Below are 17671 nucleotides of genomic sequence, written 5' to 3' on the forward strand. Positions count from 1 at the left end.
GCCCTCATTTATAGCTATTGGCCATTAGCCGCGCAATGTACCTCGTCGGCTCAGCGCAATTGCAGGCGCCAGGCGCGGTGGATCCGGTTGTTACGGGCAAAGTCCGGGTCCAGCGTTTGCGCGGTGATTTCCTCCACGGCATAACGCGCCATCAGGTGCTCGTCGAGCTGGAACTTGCGGAAGTTGTTGGAGAAATACAGCACGCCATCCGGTGCCAGGCGAGCCATGGCCAGGTCCAGCAGTTGCACGTGGTCACGCTGCACGTCGAACACGCCTTCCATGCGTTTGGAGTTGGAGAAGGTTGGCGGGTCGATGAAGATCATGTCGTAGCTGTCACGGTTGCTTTCCAGCCAGGCCATCACATCGCCCTGCTCCAGGCGGTTGCGCTCGGAGAAGCCATTCAGCGCCAGGTTGCGGCGCGCCCAGTCCAGGTAGGTTTTCGACAGGTCGACGCTGGTGGTGCTGCGTGCGCCGCCTTTGGCCGCATGCACGGAAGCCGTGGCGGTGTAGCAGAACAGGTTGAGGAAACGCTTGCCAGCGGCCTCGCGCTGAATGCGCATGCGCATCGGGCGGTGATCAAGGAACAGCCCGGTGTCGAGGTAGTCAGTGAGGTTGACCAGCAGCTTGACGCCGCCTTCGTTCACTTCCTGGAAGCGGCCTTCGGTTGCCTGACGCTCGTACTGGCGGGTGCCACTCTGGCGCTCGCGGCGCTTGAGCACCACGCGCTGCGGCGAAATGCCCAGTGCCTGGGGGATGGCAGCCAGGGCATCGAGCAGGCGCGACTGAGCCTTCTCCGGGTCGATCGAACGTGGCGCAGCGTACTCCTGCACATGCACCCAGTCGTGGTACAGGTCTACTGCCACGGCGTACTCGGGCATGTCGGCATCGTACAGGCGGTAGCAGTCAATCTGCTCGCGGCGGGCCCACTTGCCCAGTTGCTTGAGGTTCTTCTGCAGGCGGTTGGCAAACATCTGCGCCCCCTCCGACAGCCGCGCCGGCTCGCTGGCCACCGGGGCCTGCTGGCGAACGTCGGACTCTTCAGCCTGTGCCTCGCGCCGCTCGCCCGTCACGAACTGGTCGGGCTGCACCTTGAAGAGCAGCAGCTTGCATGGCAAGGCGCCGTTCCAGAACGCGTACTGCTTGTGGCTGCGAATACCCATGCGCTTGCCCAACTGAGGCGCGCCGGTGAACACTGCTGCCTCCCAGCCCATGCAGGCCTGACGCAAGCGCTCGCCGAGGTTCTGGTAGAGGTAGAGCAGGCTGGCTTCGTCACCCAGCCGCTCGCCATAGGGCGGGTTGCTGATGACCAGGCCTTTCTGATTCTGGTCCGGGCGTGGCTCGAAGGTGCTGACCTCGCCCTGATAGATTTTCACCCAGTCGCCCAGGCCGGCGCGCTCGACGTTGTTGCGGCCCGGCTGGATCAGCCGCGGGTCGGCCTCGTAACCGCGGATCCACAGCGGTGGCTTGGCCAGGCCGGCCTGCGCCCGCGCTTGCGCCTCGTCATGCACCTTGCGCCACAGCGCCGGCACGTGGCCCAGCCAGGCACTGAAGCCCCAACGCTCACGCTTGAGGTTGGGCGCAATATCGGCCGCGATCATTGCCGCTTCGACCAGGAAGGTACCCACACCGCACATCGGGTCAGCCAGCGCGCCACCTTCGGCGGCAATGCGCGGCCAGCCCGAGCGGATCAGCACCGCTGCCGCCAGGTTTTCCTTCAGCGGTGCAGCGCCTTGCTGCAGACGGTAACCGCGCTGGTGCAGGCTGTGGCCGGACAGGTCGAGGGAGAGGATCGCCTCGCCACGGTCCAGGCGCAGGTGCACACGCACGTCCGGGTCGATCTTTTCCACCGACGGGCGCAGGCCTTCGCGGTTGCGCAGCTTGTCGACGATCGCGTCCTTGACCTTCAGCGCACCGAAGTGCGTGTTGTCGATGCCCGAGCCATGGCCGCTGAACTCCACCGCCAAGGTGCCGTCGGCGGCCAGGTGGTCAGCCCAGTCAACCGCGTTCACACCGTCGTAAAGGTCGTCGGCGTTCTTCATGGAGAAGCGCTTGAGCACCAGCAGCACCCGGTTGGCCAGGCGCGACCAGACGCACAGGCGGTAGGCGGTTTCCATGTCGGCTTCGCCGCGAATGGCCGAGGTGTGCTCACGCACCTCGTCAAGGCCAAGGCCTTTGGCCTCCTCGGCAAGCAGGCTTTCGAGGCCTTTGGGGCAGGTGAGGTAGAGTTCGAAACGGTCCGACATGAGTATTCCAGAGCCTTGGGCTATTTGACTGACGAGGCGACGCATCGCCCCGCGATGTTTGCCCGCATGCCTTTCCAGCAGGCATGCGGGTGGCCTTTGCGACACGACAGCGTGACGCGACAAGCCGGGCCACCTGACCGATCTGCGCTCGGCCCAGTGGCAAAGACAGCTTAGATCATCAGGCAGTACAAAAAATTCTGGCGATGCCGGGGCCGATGTGACCCTTCGTCGCATTACAGACTATTTATTTCACCCGCGATCAACGCTGGCGAAATGACGTCAATGATCGGCAAACCCCGACCATAGCGGGCCAAACCTCAAACAAGGTTCAGTCGCATTTATTTACTTATCCCCTGACCCTATGAAAGGTTACGTCCTTATGACAAATCGATCATTCACAGCGTGACTCGCATTCGTTAGAACTGGTCTCAGGCCGCTTCGCAACGAGGCGGCACTTTCAGCTCGCCACGCCGGCAGCGAGCGCAAACCGGCAGAAAGACTCTGCCCGGCCTCAGAGAGGCCGACGGGACATTACAGTCAACAAGTGAGGGCAACACCCTATGAGAAGACTTAAGCGTGATCCGTTGGAAAGAGCATATTCACGTGGCTACCAATACGGGGTCACCGGCAAATCCCGCGAACTTTGCCCTTTCAATCTTCCTTCTGTTCGCCAAGCCTGGATCAACGGCTGGCGCGAAGGTCGCGGTGATAACTGGGACGGAATGACTGGCACCGCTGGCATCCATAGACTCAACGAAAATCACGCCGTTGGCTGATCGAGGACACTGAATTCGATTTACCATGCACGCCCCATCCGGGCGGCGGGCGAAGGCCCAGGGGCCCCTTGATGGGGCCCTTTTTTATGCCTGCCCGTTATGCCCGTGGCATTGCTGCGATAGCGTCCACCGCTTCGCGAATCAGCGCTGGCCCCTTATAAATGAAGCCCGAGTAGATCTGCACCAGGCTCGCCCCGGCGGCGATTTTCTCGGCAGCGTGGCGGCCTTCGGTAATGCCGCCAGCAGCAATGATCGGCAGCTTGCCCGCCAGCTCACCGGCCAGCACCTTGACGATGTGGGTGCTCTTTTCCAGCACCGGCGCGCCCGACAGGCCGCCCGCCTCGCCACCATACGGCAACCCCTCGACACCTTCACGGCCCAGCGTGGTGTTGGTGGCGATCACCGCATCCATGCCCGATTCCATCAGCGCGGCTGCGACCAGTGCGGTTTCTTCGTCGCTCATGTCCGGGGCAATCTTGATGGCCAGTGGCACGCGCTTGCCATGGGTGGCAGCCAGTTGCTCACGGCGCACGGCCAGGGCATCGAGCAACTGCTTGAGCGAATCGCCGAACTGCAGGCTGCGCAGGCCCGGGGTGTTCGGCGAGCTGACGTTGACCGTGATATAGCTGGCGGCGGTGTACACCTTGTCCAGGCAGATCAGGTAGTCATCGACAGCACGCTCGACCGGGGTGTCGAAATTCTTGCCAATGTTGATGCCCAGCACGCCGCTGTAGCGCGAAGCACGTACCCGGTCGAGCAGGTTATCGACACCCAGGTTGTTGAAGCCCATGCGGTTGATGATGGCCGTGGCCTCCGGCAGACGGAACAGCCGTGGCTTTGGGTTACCCGGCTGCGGGCGCGGGGTGACGGTGCCGATTTCGACAAAACCGAAACCCAACTGGGCAAAGCCATCGATGGCCGCGCCGTTCTTGTCCAGGCCGGCAGCCAGGCCCACCGGGTTGGCGAAGTTCAAGCCCATCACCGAAACCGGCAATGCCGAAGGCTGCTTGCACAGCATGCCGTTGAGGCCAAGGCGGCCACCGGCACCGATCAGGTCCAGGGACAGGTCGTGGGAGGTTTCCGGAGAAAGCTTGAACAGCAGCTGGCGGGCCAGGGTATACATGGGCGGGCAAGGCTCGGGGTAAGTGAGGGGGCGATTATAGCCACCGTGGCGCTGGCAGGACAGCAAATCATGGGGCCACTGCTGCCCTGGCACATCGGTTGCACCGGTTTGGCCCACAGCCTAATCAGTACAGGCGAGGAACCTTGTGAACACTGTACCCCGAGCAACGCCCCTGGCCTGGGTCAACGGCAGCGATGCGCCCGAGAAGCCCTGCCTGAATATCGGCTACATGGCCTTGACCGACTGCGCCTCGGTGGTGGTCGCAGCCACCCAGGGGTTCGCCCAGCAACATGGCCTTACCCTGAACCTCAAGCGCCAGGGTTCCTGGGCGGGGCTGCGCGACAAGCTGGTCAGTGGCGAACTGGACGCCGCGCACTGCCTGTATGGCCTGATCTACGCCGTGCATCTGGGCATTGGCGGCGTACCGGCCAGTGATATGGCGGTGCTCATGGGGCTGAACCAGAACGCCCAGGCCATCAACCTCTCCCCGGCCCTGCAGCGCAAAGGCGTGACCAACCCTGAAGCACTGGCGCGACTGGTGCACCAGCATGGCGCACGCCTGACCTTCGCCCAGACCTTCCCCACCGGCACCCACGCCATGTGGCTGTATTACTGGCTGGCCAGCCAAGGCATCCACCCACTGCGAGATGTCGACAGCGTGGTGGTGCCGCCGGCACAGATGGCTGCACATATCCAGGCCGGGCGCATCGACGGCTTCTGCGCGGGTGAGCCCTGGGCTGCCGATGCGGTGGCCAGCGGCCAAGGCTTCACCCTGGCCACCAGCCAGTCGATCTGGCCGGACCACCCGGAAAAAGTCCTGGCCTGTGCCCGCACCTTCGCCGAACAGTATCCCAACAGCGCCCGCGCCCTGATCAAGGCAATCCTCGCCGCCAGCAGGTTCATCGAGCAAAGCCCGGAAAACCGCCGGAGCACTGCGCAACTGCTCAGTGGCAGCGCTTATCTGGATACGCCGCTGGAGAGCATTGAGCCACGCCTGCTTGGCAACTACCAGGATGGGCTGGGCAACCACTGGCAAGACCCGCATGCCCTGCGTCTGTTCGACCACGGCCGGGCCAACCTGCCGTACCTGTCCGACGGCATGTGGTTCATGACCCAGTTCCGCCGCTGGGGCCTGCTGCGCGAAGACCCCGACTACCTCGGCGTCGCCCGCCAGGTACAACAGCTGGCGTTGTACAGCGAAGCGGCGCAAAGCCTTGGCGTAGCGTGCCCTTCACTGCCGATGCGCAGCAGCCTGCTGATCGACGGCATCCGCTGGGACGGCAGCGACCCCTACGGCTATGCCCGCAGTTTCAGCCTGCATGCACTGGGCGACCTGCCCGGTGCGCGTGTCGGCGCGTGAGGGGGACCAACATGTTGCGCATCCTGCTGATCGACGACACCCAGAACAAACTCGGCCGCCTGAAGGCGGCATTGATCGAAGCCGGCTTCGAGGTCACCGAAGCCCCAGGCCTGACCATCGACCTGCCTGCCTGCGTCGAAACAGTGCGCCCGGATGTGGTGCTGATCGACACCGACTCACCTGACCGCGATGTCATGGAACAAGTGGTGATGGTCAGCCGTGACCAGCCGCGCCCCATCGTGCTGTTCACTGACGAGCACGACCCAGGAGTGATGCGCCAGGCGATCCAGGCGGGTGTTAGTGCTTATATTGTCGAAGGCATCCATGCCGCCCGGCTGCAGCCGATTCTGGATGTGGCCATGGCCCGTTTCGAAAGTGACCAGGCACTGAAGGCACAACTGGTGGCGCGCGACCAGCAACTCGCCGAACGCAAACGCATCGAGCAGGCCAAGGGTTTGCTGATGAAGATGAAAGACTGCAACGAAGAACAGGCCTACACCCTGATGCGCCGCCAGGCCATGAGCCGCCAGCAGAAGCTGATTCAGGTGGCCGAGCAGATTATCGCCATGCACGAAATGCTCGGATAGCAGCGCGGACCTTGTGGGAGCGGGCGTGCCCGCGAAACAGGCGACGCGGTGGATGGCACCGGCACTGCCGGTGTTCGCGGGCTCGCCCGCTCCCACAGAGATTGCGCAACCTTTCAGATTTTCAACAAGACAGTTGCCCCCACAAACTCCGCGCTGCCCGACACTCCGAATTGGCCCGGCTCTTGCTGACGTATTTGCACCGGTAGCCAACGGCGGTTGCCCCACTTGAATCCCGACAAAGACGTCGCTTTCCCCTCCACCTGCGTGGAGCGGGTGGCGGCGTCTTTTTCGTTCCGTTGCTTTGCCGAGTGAGGTGTTCGATGAGTACCAGCTTCTGGAAATCCGGGCATGTGCCCACGCTGTTCGCTGCGTTCCTGTACTTCGACCTGAGCTTCATGGTCTGGTACCTGCTGGGCCCGATGGCGGTGCAGATTGCCGGCGACCTGCAACTGAGTGCACAACAACGGGGCCTGATGGTTGCCATGCCGATCCTGGCCGGGGCGATCCTGCGCTTTGCCATGGGCGTGCTGGTTGACCGCCTGTCACCCAAGACCGCCGGACTGATCGGCCAGGTGGTGGTGATCGTCGCACTGGCGGCAGCCTGGCACTTCGGCGTACACAGCTATGAACAGGTACTGCTGCTGGGCATGTTCCTCGGCTTTGCCGGCGCTTCATTCGCCGTGTCGCTACCATTGGCGTCGCAGTGGTACCCGCCGCAACACCAGGGCAAGGCCATGGGCATCGCCGGCGCCGGCAACTCCGGCACGGTGTTCGCCGCACTGCTGGCCCCGGCACTGGCCGCAGGCTTTGGCTGGAACAATGTATTCGGCTTCGCGCTGATTCCGTTGACCCTGGCGCTGGTGGTGTTCGCCCTGCTGGCACGCAACGCCCCGCAGCGCCCCAAGCCGAAAGACATGGCCGACTACCTCAAGGCCCTCGGCGACCGGGACAGCTGGTGGTTCATGTTTTTCTACGCCGTCACCTTCGGCGGCTTTATCGGCCTGGCCAGCGCCCTGCCAGGCTACTTCAGCGACCAGTACGGCCTGAGCCCGGTCACCGCCGGCTACTACACTGCGGCCTGCGTGTTCGCCGGCAGCATGATGCGCCCGCTCGGCGGCGCCCTGGCCGACCGCTTCGGCGGCATCCGCACCTTGCTGGGCATGTACAGCGTTGCAGCCATCTGCATTGCCGCCGTCGGTTTCAACCTGCCGTCTGCGGCGGCTGCACTGGCGCTGTTCATCAGTGCCATGCTTGGCCTGGGCGCAGGCAACGGCGCGGTGTTCCAGCTGGTACCACAGCGCTTTCGCCAGGAAATCGGCGTGATGACCGGGCTGATCGGCATGGCCGGTGGTATCGGTGGCTTCCTGCTGGCTGCAGGGCTTGGCACTATCAAGCAACACACTGGCGATTACCAGTGGGGCCTGTGGCTGTTCGCCAGCCTGGGTCTGCTGGCCTGGTTCGGCCTGCACAGCGTGAAACAGCGCTGGCGCACCACCTGGGGCTCGGCGGCAGTCACTGCGGCGCGGGTCTGAGGTACGTCGATGAGCCTGCAACTGCGCTTTGCCCAAGCCAGCGCCACCGGGCCGCGCGAGGAAAACCAGGACGCCCTGCGCCTGGTTACCCCCGCGCCAGAGCTGGCCGCCAGCAAGGGCTACCTGTTCGCCCTTGCCGACGGCGTCAGCCAATGTGCCGATGGCGGCCTGGCGGCACGCGCCAGCTTGCAGGCGCTGACCCTGGACTACTACGCCACCCCCGCCACCTGGAGCGTGGCCCAGGCCCTCGACCGCCTGCTGCTGGCACAGAACCGCTGGTTGCGCGCCCAAGGCAGCGGCCAGCCGTTGTTGACCACACTCAGCGCATTGGTGCTACGGGGCCGGCGCTTTACCCTGGCCCATGTCGGCGACTGCCGTGTGTACCGCTGGCACGCCGGGCACCTGCAGTGCCTGAGCGAAGACCATGTGTGGGACCAACCAGGCATGCAGCATGTGCTGAAACGCGCGCTGGGCCTGGACCAGCACCTGCTGGTGGATTACCTGGAGGGTGAGCTGCAGGCGGGTGAATGCTTCCTGCTGCTCAGCGACGGGGTCTGGGCCAGCCTGGGCGACCAGCACATCCAGGCGGTACTGCGCGATCAACCCGACCTGCAACTGGCCGTCGACACGCTGGTTGCCAGTGCGCACCTCAATGGCAGCCAGGACAACGCCAGTGCCTTGCTGGTACAGGTCGAGCAACTCGGCACGGCCAACCTGGGCGACACCCTGGCCCAGTTGCAGCAATGGTCGGTACCCGGCCCGCTACGCGAGGGCCAGGTGATCGATGGCTGGCGCACCGAACAACTGCTGTCGCACAGCCGCCAGTCGCTGCTGTACCGGGTGCGCGACAGTCAAGGTCAAGCCTGGCTGCTCAAGACCCTGCCTGCGGAACGCGAGCAGGAGCCGAAGGCAGCGCAAGGGCTGTTGCTGGAGGAGTGGTTCCTGCGCCGGGTCGCTGGCCGCCATTTCCCCGAGCTGCATGCTGCCAGCCAGCGCCAGCACCTGTACTACGTGATGCGCGAATACCCCGGCCAAACCCTTGCCGCGCTGCTGGCCGAGCATGGCCCGCTGCCTTTGCCGCAGTGGCTGGAGATGGCCCGGCAACTGCTGCAGGCGGTGGGCGTGCTGCACCGGCGTAATCTGCTGCACCGCGATATCAAGCCAGAGAACCTGCACCTGGGCAGCGATGGCCAGCTGCGCCTGCTGGATTTCGGCCTGGCCTACTGCCCAGGCCTGTCCGAAGACCCGTTGCACGACGTGCCCGGCACGCCCTCGTACATCGCCCCGGAAGCGTTCGATGGCCAACCGCCCAGCCCGCGCCAGGACCTGTATTCCGTGGGCGTGACGCTATACCACCTGCTGACCGGGCATTACCCGTATGGCGAGGTGGAAGCCTTCCAGCGCCCGCGCTTCGGGCAGCCCGTCAACGCGGCACGCTACCGTCCAGACCTGCCGGAATGGCTGCAGCACAACCTGCAACAGGCGGTGGCACCCGACCCGGCGCAACGCTTCGAAACTGCCGAACACTGGTTGCTGCTGCTGGAACGCGGCGACCGCCAGGAACTGCCCAGCCGGCCACGGCCGTTGCTGGAACGCGAGCCGCTGAAGGTGTGGCGCACCCTGGCTCTGCTGGCGCTGCTGATCAATCTTGTATTGCTGCTTATTCTGCTCAAGGGCTGAACGCAGCTTGCCGGCGAAGCCGGTGCCATCTCCCGCGCTGGGTTCTTCGCGGGCTTGCCCGCTCCCACAGGGTGCGCGCTACACCGACAAATTTCAGGCAAAGAAAAACCCGGCCGAGGCCGGGTTTTTCGTGAAACATCAGGCCAATTACTTGGACTGAGCTTCTACCTGAGCTTCAACGCGACGGTTGACAGCACGGCCTTCTTCGGTGGCGTTGTCGGCAACCGGACGGGTTTCGCCGTAGCCTACCGAGTCAACACGGGTAGATTCTACGCCGTACTGCTGGGTCAGAACTTGCTTGACGGCGTTGGCACGACGCTCGGACAGCTTCTGGTTGTAAGCGTCTGGACCCACGGAGTCAGTGTGACCTTCAACCACGGTGGTGGTTTGTGGGTACTGCTTCATGAAGTCAGCCAGGTTCTTGATGTCGCCGTAGCTGTTTGGCTTGACGACCGACTTGTCGAAGTCGAACTTGACGTCCAGCTCAACACGAACGACTTCGGCAACAGCCGGGCAGCCGTCGGCGTCAACGGTAACGTTGGCCGGGGTGTCTGGGCACTTGTCGACGTTGTCGCAAACGCCGTCGTTGTCGGAGTCGGAGCAGACTTCAGCAACTGGAGCCGGAGCGGCTTCGGCTTGCTTCGGGCTACCGCCGAAGTTCAGGCCAACACCAACGCTTGGGGCCCACTCGGTGTCGCCCTGGTCGATGTTGTACTGAGCTTCTACGCCGGCACGGGCGTAGAACATGTCGGTGATGTACCACTTGGCGCCAGCGCCAACGTTGGCGAAGGTGGAGTGGTCACGACCGCCACGGCCGGTCTGGCCCAGCGACTGGTGCGAGAAACCAGCGGAAACGTACGGACGGATGGCGTCATACGGATTGTTGAAGTGGTAAACGGCGTCCAGGGCGGTGTTCGAGCCCTTGATGTTCTTGCCGTCTTCGCCACGAGCGTTGTGAACTTCGTCGTAACCAAGGCGCAGTTCAACGTCGTCGGTCAGGAAGTAACCGATCGAACCGCCGAACAGGTTGCCGTCGTTCTTGAAGTCACGCTGGCTGTCGAAGAATTCTTTCTTGTAGAAGCCTTCGACTTCCACAGCGCCTGTGCCTTGTGCCATAGCGCCAATCGAGGTAGCGGCTACGAGCGAACCAATGGCCAAGCCCAAGGTGTTTTTCAATTTCATCCGTTAAATCCCCATCTGGTGATAGTTAAGCAGTCCCACCACAAACAAGGGGGACAACTCGACGGCAAGTCTAGCAGAACTCGCCGATTCGTTAGAGATATTTGCTCGCCACTAAGTTTCATCAAGGCCGGCAAATTTCTCACGAAGCTTGTCTAGCGCACGCTTGTAGCGCATTTTCGTTGCGCTCAGGCCCATGTGCATGATGTCGGCAATTTCCTGAAATTCCAGCTCTGCGACAAATCGCAGCACCAGAATTTCCCGGTCAATCGGGTTCACATGCACCAGCCACTTGTCCAGCCCGCCTTTTTCTTCCGGCTTCGGGGCCTTGTCTTCGGACGCCTCTTCTACAGGGTCCAGGCTCAAGGCATCCATCAACCGGCGCTTACGGCGCTCCTTACGGTACTGGGTGATGCACTCGTTGTAGGTGATGCTGTAGAGCCAGGTCTTGAACTTGGATTTGCCCTCGAAGTTCTTCAGACCATACAGCACCTTCAGCATCACCTCCTGACAGACATCATCCGCGTCACGGTCGTTCCCCAGATAACGCGCACAGACGTTGAAAAGGGTCCGCTGATAGCGCCGCATGAGCTCCTCATAGGCGCGGGTAACGTGGTACAGCTCCTCATGCGAACGCGCCACCAACTCTTCATCGGTGAGCTCGCGGGGGTCATAACGCATGGGCGGCGAATGAACTTTATTCAAAACGGATCTGGCCGACAGTCAGGTCAATGTCGCCGCGCGACCCCGTGGGTCGAATTTCGCGGCGGCATACATTAACAGCTTTTGTGCGGTTAGCGGCTATTCACGCGCTGCTCAAGCAGCTCGCGATTGGACAGCGACACCAGTTCGCCATCATCGGTCAGAAGCGTTGTCTTGACCGTGCCGATTTCCTCGATATGCCCTTCGACCTCTCCAATCCGCACCTGCTGGCCGACCTGGAAGAGCTCGCGCACGTATATGCCAGCCAGAATCTGCCCGGCAATTTCGCGGCTGCCAAGGCCCATGGCCAACGCCACCGCCAGACCAACGGTAATCAGCCCGATGACGATCACGTGGTTCAGCAGGTCGGTTTTCACCTCCAGCTGGCTGATGGCAACCGAGATGCTGATGATGATCACCAGGCCCTGGGTGATACGCCCAAGGCCTGCCGAATATTCCAGGCCGATACCTTCTGCGGCGCCCCGCACCAAGCCATTGGCCACCTGTGCCAGCAGCACGCCGGCCAGCAACACCAAGGCCGCGCCGAATACTTTCGGCAGGTACAGGGCGAGCATGTCGAGCGTGGCCGAAACCCGCTCCAGGCCTAGCGACTCAGCGGCCGAGACGAGGAAGATGAGCAGTACGAACCAATAGACAATCTTGCCGATCAGGGTCGAGATCGGCACCTGGATGCCGACCCGGGCGAGCATCTTGGTGAGTCCGGTGCCGGCCATCAGGCGGTCCAGGCCAAGCTTGGCCAGCAGTTTGGACAGCAGCGTGTCGAGCAGCTTGGCCACCACGAAACCGAGCAGCACCACGACCAGCGCGCCGAACAGGTTGGGGATGAAGTTCGCTACCTTGGTCCAAAGGGCGGTCATCGCGGCGACCAGGCTCTGGGTCCAGAGATCGAGTTCCATATTCAATCGGCCTTATCTGCTTTGCTGCCGGGGGCAGCGTTGCGGGAAGAGTGTCGACGCACCGGCGCGACATGCGCCGAGCCATTATTGACGGCAATCAGCAGCGCCTGGCTCCAGCGGCCAAGCAGGCTGAACAGATCACCCGCGCCAACCTGGCGGTTGGCGGTTTTCAGCACGCGACCCAGGCAAGCGGCGTCATCCAGGTCATCCCGGTCATTGCCGGAGGGTGACGCCTTGAGCAGGTCACGCAGGGATTCTTCAAACGGATCGTGCATGGGCACCTCGCGCAGTGTCAGCAAGAGACGAGATGGCCGGGCACTGGGTCACACATCCGATTGGGACGAATGTTTCAAAATGCACACCTAGACCCATCGCAACCGCCGGAACATCCACCACTGCCCCACCGCCAGCCCCAGCACCACGATGCAGGCGAACAGGAAGCCATAGGGGTTTTCCGCCCCCGGAATACCGCCGACATTGATGCCAAGCAGCCCGGTAATGAAGCTCATGGGCAGGAAGATGCAGGTAATGATGCCAAAGCGGTACATGGTGCGGTTCATCCGCTCACTGCGCCGGCGGTCTTCGCTCTCCAGCACCAGCGCTGCTCGCTCGCGGGCCAGTTCCAGCTCTTCGAGGTAGCGGATCAGGCTGTTGTTCAGCTCGTTCCAGTAGTCGGCATCGACATCGGCGAACCAGCTCCATTTGCTGCGCGACAGCTGGGCGTAGATCTCCCGCTGGGGGGCCAGGAATCGCCTCAGACCCGCTGCACGTCGGCGGATCTGCTGAAGGCTGCCGTGCTCTGGGGTATACCGCTCGTCGGATTCGACCTTTTCTTCTTCCAGGTCGACCAGTTCTGACAAGTCGCTGACAAGGCCCTGAACCTTTTCGGTCAGCAGCTCGCCCATCAGCAGCAACAGTTCGGAAGCCGACTTCGGCCCCCTGCCCTGCTCCAGCAACTGAAGAATCTCGTCACTGGCGCGCAATGGCCGCAGGCGCAGCGAAATGACCCGCTGCGCCTCGGCGAAGATACGCACCGAAACCATGTCTTCGGGCTCTGCGCCCGGGTTGAGGTTGACCCCACGCAAAAACAGCAATAGCTGTTCGTCAGCCATGGGCAGCAGGCGCGGCCGGGTGTTTTCTTCCAGCAGCAGCTCGCAGGCGAACTCGCTAAGCCCGCTGTCATGCAGCAGCCAGGTGCGGGTTTGTGGGTGGCTGCGGTCCCAGTGCAGCCACAGGCTCTGCTCCGGTTGCAGCTGCAAGTCGTCCAGTTCGGTACGGGCAATCGAACGCGCGCCGCCTCTACCATCGAGCACCAGGGCATGCACCAGCCCCCACTGCGCGTTGTCTTCCTCGAACATCAAAGCTCCATCAGCGCGTGCGGCGCATCACTCCGGCATTTTCAACGGGCTTGGCGAGACCAGCACGCCATTATTGTCGGCATACACGTACTCGCCCGGGCGGAAGGTCACCCCGGCGAAGGTCACCGCCACGTTGAGGTCGCCAATGCCGCGCTTGTCGGTTTTCATCGGGTGGCTGGCCAGGGCCTGTACGCCGACGTCGGTCTGGATCAGCGCGTCAACATCACGCACGCAGCCATAGATCACCAGGCCTTCCCAGCCGTTTTTGGCGGCCTTTTCGGCGAGCATGTCGCCCAGCAGCGCACGGCGTAACGAACCACCGCCATCAACTACCAGAACCTTGCCCTTGCCGTCGAGTTCGACCTGCTCCTTGACCAGCGAGTTGTCTTCGAAGCACTTGATGGTGACGATCTGCCCGCCGAACGAATCACGGCCGCCAAAATTGCTGAACATCGGTTCCAGCACTTGTACCAGGTCCGGGTAGGCGTCACACAGGTCGGGCGTTACGTAATGCTGCATGGGAAGCTCCTGTCAGTCACAACGAAAGCGGGTATCGGCCAAGGCTACACCTTGGAGGCTGTCGCAGTCATCCGGGACCGGGCGGTCATTTGCATTCATCCTGTACCGGCCCCTTCGCGGGCACGCCCGCTCCCACAGAGATATCACAAGACTTGAGTGCTTCGAGATCCCTGTGGGAGCGGGCGTGCCCGCGAAGAGGCCGGTACAGACAAAACAAAGTCAGCTGGCTGGCAAAGGCTCTGCAGCCACAGTGGACTCATGCACCGGCAGCAGCGGGTTACGCAACCAGCGCTCCACCAGCGGCCACACCTGCACCTGCGCGGCCTTGCTCACCAGCATGTCGACATGCCCGAAAGCGTCGAAGCCTTCCTCACGCCCCAGCCGCAGGAACTGCTTGCGCTCACCCCCCAGCTGCTCGAACAACTTGCGGCAGGCCCACACCGGGTCCTGGAAGTCCCCGGCGCCGGCCACCGCCAGCAGCGGCACATCCACTTCGGCCAACCCGGCCCACCAGTCGTTCTGCTTATCGCCAAAACGCCCGAACAGGCCATGCCAGCGCATGCTTTCCAGCGCCAGGCCAATAGGTTCATCCTCCGGCCCGCGCTTGAAGCGTGGCCCGGATATCTGCCCCCAACGCTTGAGCAGCAACTTCGCCCCCCATGTCAGCGGCGGCACCTTCAACGGCCAATACACACGGCTGATCTGGGTCCCGAAAAGTGCCACGCCGGCTACCTCTCCGGCAGCCAGAAAACCACCGCCCAGCGCCGCTGCCAAGGTCGTACCGCCCAGCGAATGGCCGACCCAATGCGGCGCCTGGCCCGACTGTTCACGCACAAACGCATTGATCAGCGGCAGGTCATCACGGGCATAGGCGGCCACGCTGTTGTGCTTCCAGGCCTGGTTACGCGGCGACAGGCCGTGGCCGCGCATTTCCGGGATCCATACATCGAAGCCGGCGCGGGCAAGATAGGCGCCCAGGCCTACCCCTTTGGGCGAATACCAGAAACGCCGGTTGGAAAAACTGCCGTGCAGGAGAATGACCGGCACGCCGTGGGCGCGGTTGTGATCGGCCAGCCCCAGGCGGGTCACGGCCAGCTCGACGCTGGGATCAGGGCTGTTGCCGGCCTTGATCCGGTAAACGTCTTCGCTAAGGTCGCCGCGGCGCTCGGCACTGAGCAAGGCCACGGGGAATAATGAGCTGCTGCTATGCATAAGGTTGCTTGGTGCACAAAAAAGGGCGGGAACCATTACTGGAACACGCCCTGGAAAAAACCAGGCGGGGGCACGCCAGACGTCCCCCCGCGTTTTACTGCGTCAGGCTGCGCCCTGGCCTTCGGCCAGGAAGAACCAGGTTTCGAGTACCGAGTCCGGGTTCAGCGACACGCTTTCGATGCCCTGCTCCATCAGCCACTTGGCCAGGTCCGGGTGGTCCGATGGGCCCTGGCCGCAAATGCCGATGTACTTGCCGGCCTTGTTGCACGCGGCAATGGCGTTGGCCAGCAGCTTTTTCACCGCAGGGTTACGCTCGTCGAACAGGTGGGCAATGATGCCCGAGTCACGGTCCAGGCCCAGGGTCAGCTGGGTCAGGTCGTTGGAGCCGATCGAGAAGCCGTCGAAGTACTCAAGGAACTCTTCGGCGAGGATGGCGTTGGACGGCAGCTCGCACATCATGATCACGCGCAGGCCATTGTCGCCGCGGGCCAGGCCGTTTTCAGCAAGCAGGTCGACGACCTGGCTGGCTTCGCCCAGGGTGCGCACGAACGGCACCATGATCTCGACGTTGGTCAGGCCCATCTCGTTGCGCACACGCTTCAGCGCACGGCACTCGAGCTCGAAGCAGTCACGGAACGATTCGCTGATGTAACGCGAAGCACCGCGGAAGCCCAGCATCGGGTTTTCTTCTTCCGGCTCGTACAGCTTGCCGCCGATCAGGTTGGCGTACTCGTTGGACTTGAAGTCCGACAGGCGCACGATGACCTTTTTCGGGTAGAAGGCTGCTGCCAGGGTGCTGATGCCCTCGACCAGTTTCTCGACGTAGAAGCCGACCGGGTCGCTGTAACCAGCGATGCGCTTGTCGACGCTGTCTTTCAGGTCGGCCGGCAGGCCTGCATAGTTCAGCAGCGCCTTGGGGTGCACGCCGATCATGCGGTTGATGATGAATTCCAGGCGCGCCAGGCCAACACCGGCGTTGGGCAGCTGGGCGAAATCGAAGGCGCGGTCCGGGTTACCGACGTTCATCATGATCTTGAACGGCAGGTCCGGCATGGCGTCGACCGAGTTCTGCTTGATGTCGAAGCCCAGTTCGCCTTCGAAGATGAAGCCGGTGTCGCCTTCGGCGCAGGATACGGTCACGCCCTGGCCGTCTTTCAGCACCTGGGTGGCGTTGCCGCAACCGACCACGGCCGGAATACCCAGCTCACGGGCGATGATCGCCGCGTGGCAGGTACGCCCGCCGCGGTTGGTGACGATGGCGCTGGCGCGCTTCATCACCGGCTCCCAGTCCGGGTCGGTCATGTCCGAGACCAGCACGTCGCCGGGCTGGACCTTGTCCATTTCCGACACATCCTTGATCACGCGAACCTTGCCGGCGCCGATGCGCTGGCCGATGGCGCGGCCTTCGACCAGGACGGTGCCTTTTTCTTTCAGCAGGTAACGTTCCATGACGTTGGCGCTGGAGCGGCTTTTCACCGTTTCCGGGCGCGCCTGGACGATGTACAGCTTGCCGTCATCACCGTCTTTGGCCCACTCGATGTCCATCGGGCGCTGGTAGTGCTGCTCGATGATCATGGCCTGCTTGGCCAGCTCGCTGACTTCCTCGTCGGACAGGCAGAAACGCGCGCGTTCGGCGCGGTCGACTTCGACAGTTTTCACCGAACGGCCAGCCTTGGCTTCTTCGCCATAGACCATCTTGATAGCCTTGCTGCCCAGGTTACGGCGCAGGATGGCCGGGCGGCCGGCCTGCAGGGTGTGCTTGTGCACGTAGAATTCGTCAGGGTTGACCGCACCCTGCACCACGGTTTCGCCCAGGCCGTAAGCGCCGGTGATGAATACCACATCGCGGAAGCCCGACTCGGTGTCGAGGGTGAACATCACGCCTGCAGTGCCGGTTTCGGAGCGGACCATGCGCTGCACGCCGGCCGACAGGGCGACCAGCTTGTGGTCGAAGCCCTGGTGCACGCGATAGGCGATGGCGCGGTCGTTGAACAGCGAGGCGAACACTTCCTTGGCCGCGCGGATCACGTTGTCGACGCCACGGATGTTGAGGAAGGTTTCCTGCTGGCCGGCGAACGAGGCGTCTGGCAGGTCTTCGGCGGTGGCCGAAGAGCGCACGGCCACGGCCATGTTGTCGTTACCGGCAGCCATTTCGGCAAAGGCCGTACGGATTTCGCTATTCAGACGTTCCGGGAATTCGGCTTCCATGACCCACTGGCGGATTTGCGCGCCGGTTTTGGTCAGGGCATTGATGTCATCCACGTCGAGCGCGTCGAGCGCGGCGTGAATCTTGTCGTTCAGACCACTCTGTTCGAGAAAATCGCGGTACGCCTGCGCCGTAGTGGCAAAGCCGCCCGGCACCGATACACCAGCACCGGCAAGGTTGCTGATCATCTCGCCCAGGGATGCGTTCTTGCCCCCCACATGCTCCACATCATGGACGCCGAGCTTATCGAGGGAAACTACGTACTCTACCAAGGTGA

Annotated in this window: 15 protein-coding genes; 5 read left to right on the forward strand and 10 right to left on the reverse strand. The window is 62.9% G+C overall.

Translation table 11 applies throughout. The features are described 5' to 3' along the window. Positions 1-50 precede the first annotated feature (50 nt). A complete protein-coding gene (rlmKL, locus tag P0Y58_21540; protein ID WEK29463.1) occupies positions 51-2243 on the reverse strand; it encodes a bifunctional 23S rRNA (guanine(2069)-N(7))-methyltransferase RlmK/23S rRNA (guanine(2445)-N(2))-methyltransferase RlmL in 2193 nt (730 codons plus the stop codon). 560 nt (positions 2244-2803) lie between these two features. On the opposite strand from rlmKL, the gene P0Y58_21545 reads away from it, so the two are divergent. Continuing rightward, on the forward strand, positions 2804-3019 hold the full coding sequence (locus P0Y58_21545; protein WEK29464.1) for a ribosome modulation factor: 216 nt from the start codon (positions 2804-2806) through the stop codon (positions 3017-3019). 97 nt (positions 3020-3116) lie between these two features. Here P0Y58_21545 and P0Y58_21550 read toward each other — a convergent pair whose 3' ends face one another. Beyond that, positions 3117-4142: a quinone-dependent dihydroorotate dehydrogenase gene (locus P0Y58_21550; protein WEK29465.1), complete on the reverse strand. Its 1026-nt coding sequence runs from the start codon at positions 4140-4142 to the stop codon at positions 3117-3119. Between the two features lie 145 nt (positions 4143-4287). On the opposite strand from P0Y58_21550, the gene P0Y58_21555 reads away from it, so the two are divergent. From P0Y58_21555 to P0Y58_21570, 4 genes are all read left to right on the forward strand, one after another. Then, positions 4288-5502 carry a CmpA/NrtA family ABC transporter substrate-binding protein gene (locus tag P0Y58_21555; GenBank protein WEK29466.1) on the forward strand — a complete coding sequence of 405 codons (1215 nt, stop codon included), beginning with the start codon at positions 4288-4290 and terminating at the stop codon, positions 5500-5502. Between the two features lie 11 nt (positions 5503-5513). Continuing rightward, positions 5514-6089, forward strand: coding sequence for an ANTAR domain-containing protein (locus tag P0Y58_21560; GenBank protein WEK29467.1), 576 nt, complete (start codon positions 5514-5516; stop codon positions 6087-6089). 320 nt (positions 6090-6409) lie between these two features. Continuing rightward, on the forward strand, positions 6410-7621 hold the full coding sequence (locus tag P0Y58_21565; GenBank protein WEK29468.1) for a NarK/NasA family nitrate transporter: 1212 nt from the start codon (positions 6410-6412) through the stop codon (positions 7619-7621). Between the two features lie 9 nt (positions 7622-7630). Beyond that, on the forward strand, positions 7631-9301 hold the full coding sequence (locus P0Y58_21570) for a bifunctional protein-serine/threonine kinase/phosphatase (GenBank protein ID WEK29469.1): 1671 nt from the start codon (positions 7631-7633) through the stop codon (positions 9299-9301). Positions 9302-9448: 147 nt separating this feature from the next. Here P0Y58_21570 and P0Y58_21575 read toward each other — a convergent pair whose 3' ends face one another. The 8 genes from P0Y58_21575 to ppsA form a co-directional block, all read right to left on the reverse strand. Beyond that, positions 9449-10483: an OmpA family protein gene (locus P0Y58_21575; GenBank protein ID WEK29470.1), complete on the reverse strand. Its 1035-nt coding sequence runs from the start codon at positions 10481-10483 to the stop codon at positions 9449-9451. Positions 10484-10594: 111 nt separating this feature from the next. Next, on the reverse strand, positions 10595-11161 hold the full coding sequence (sigX, locus tag P0Y58_21580) for an RNA polymerase sigma factor SigX (GenBank protein ID WEK29471.1): 567 nt from the start codon (positions 11159-11161) through the stop codon (positions 10595-10597). Between the two features lie 113 nt (positions 11162-11274). After that, positions 11275-12099: a mechanosensitive ion channel gene (locus tag P0Y58_21585; protein WEK29472.1), complete on the reverse strand. Its 825-nt coding sequence runs from the start codon at positions 12097-12099 to the stop codon at positions 11275-11277. Positions 12100-12101: 2 nt separating this feature from the next. Next, entirely contained in the window at positions 12102-12374 is a 273-nt protein-coding gene (locus P0Y58_21590) for a CrfX protein (protein WEK29473.1), read from the reverse strand. A gap of 87 nt (positions 12375-12461) precedes the next feature. Continuing rightward, complete coding sequence (locus tag P0Y58_21595; GenBank protein WEK29474.1) at positions 12462-13457, reverse strand: zinc transporter ZntB; 996 nt, start codon at positions 13455-13457, stop codon at positions 12462-12464. 27 nt (positions 13458-13484) lie between these two features. Continuing rightward, positions 13485-13976, reverse strand: coding sequence for a ribonuclease E activity regulator RraA (rraA, locus tag P0Y58_21600; protein ID WEK29475.1), 492 nt, complete (start codon positions 13974-13976; stop codon positions 13485-13487). A 219-nt stretch (positions 13977-14195) separates the two neighbouring features. Beyond that, positions 14196-15188 carry an alpha/beta fold hydrolase gene (locus tag P0Y58_21605; protein WEK29476.1) on the reverse strand — a complete coding sequence of 331 codons (993 nt, stop codon included), beginning with the start codon at positions 15186-15188 and terminating at the stop codon, positions 14196-14198. A 102-nt stretch (positions 15189-15290) separates the two neighbouring features. Beyond that, positions 15291-17666 carry a phosphoenolpyruvate synthase gene (gene ppsA / locus P0Y58_21610; protein WEK29477.1) on the reverse strand — a complete coding sequence of 792 codons (2376 nt, stop codon included), beginning with the start codon at positions 17664-17666 and terminating at the stop codon, positions 15291-15293. Positions 17667-17671 lie beyond the last annotated feature (5 nt).

This window comes from Candidatus Pseudomonas phytovorans (assembly GCA_029202525.1).
GTDB classification, from domain to species: domain Bacteria; phylum Pseudomonadota; class Gammaproteobacteria; order Pseudomonadales; family Pseudomonadaceae; genus Aquipseudomonas; species Aquipseudomonas phytovorans.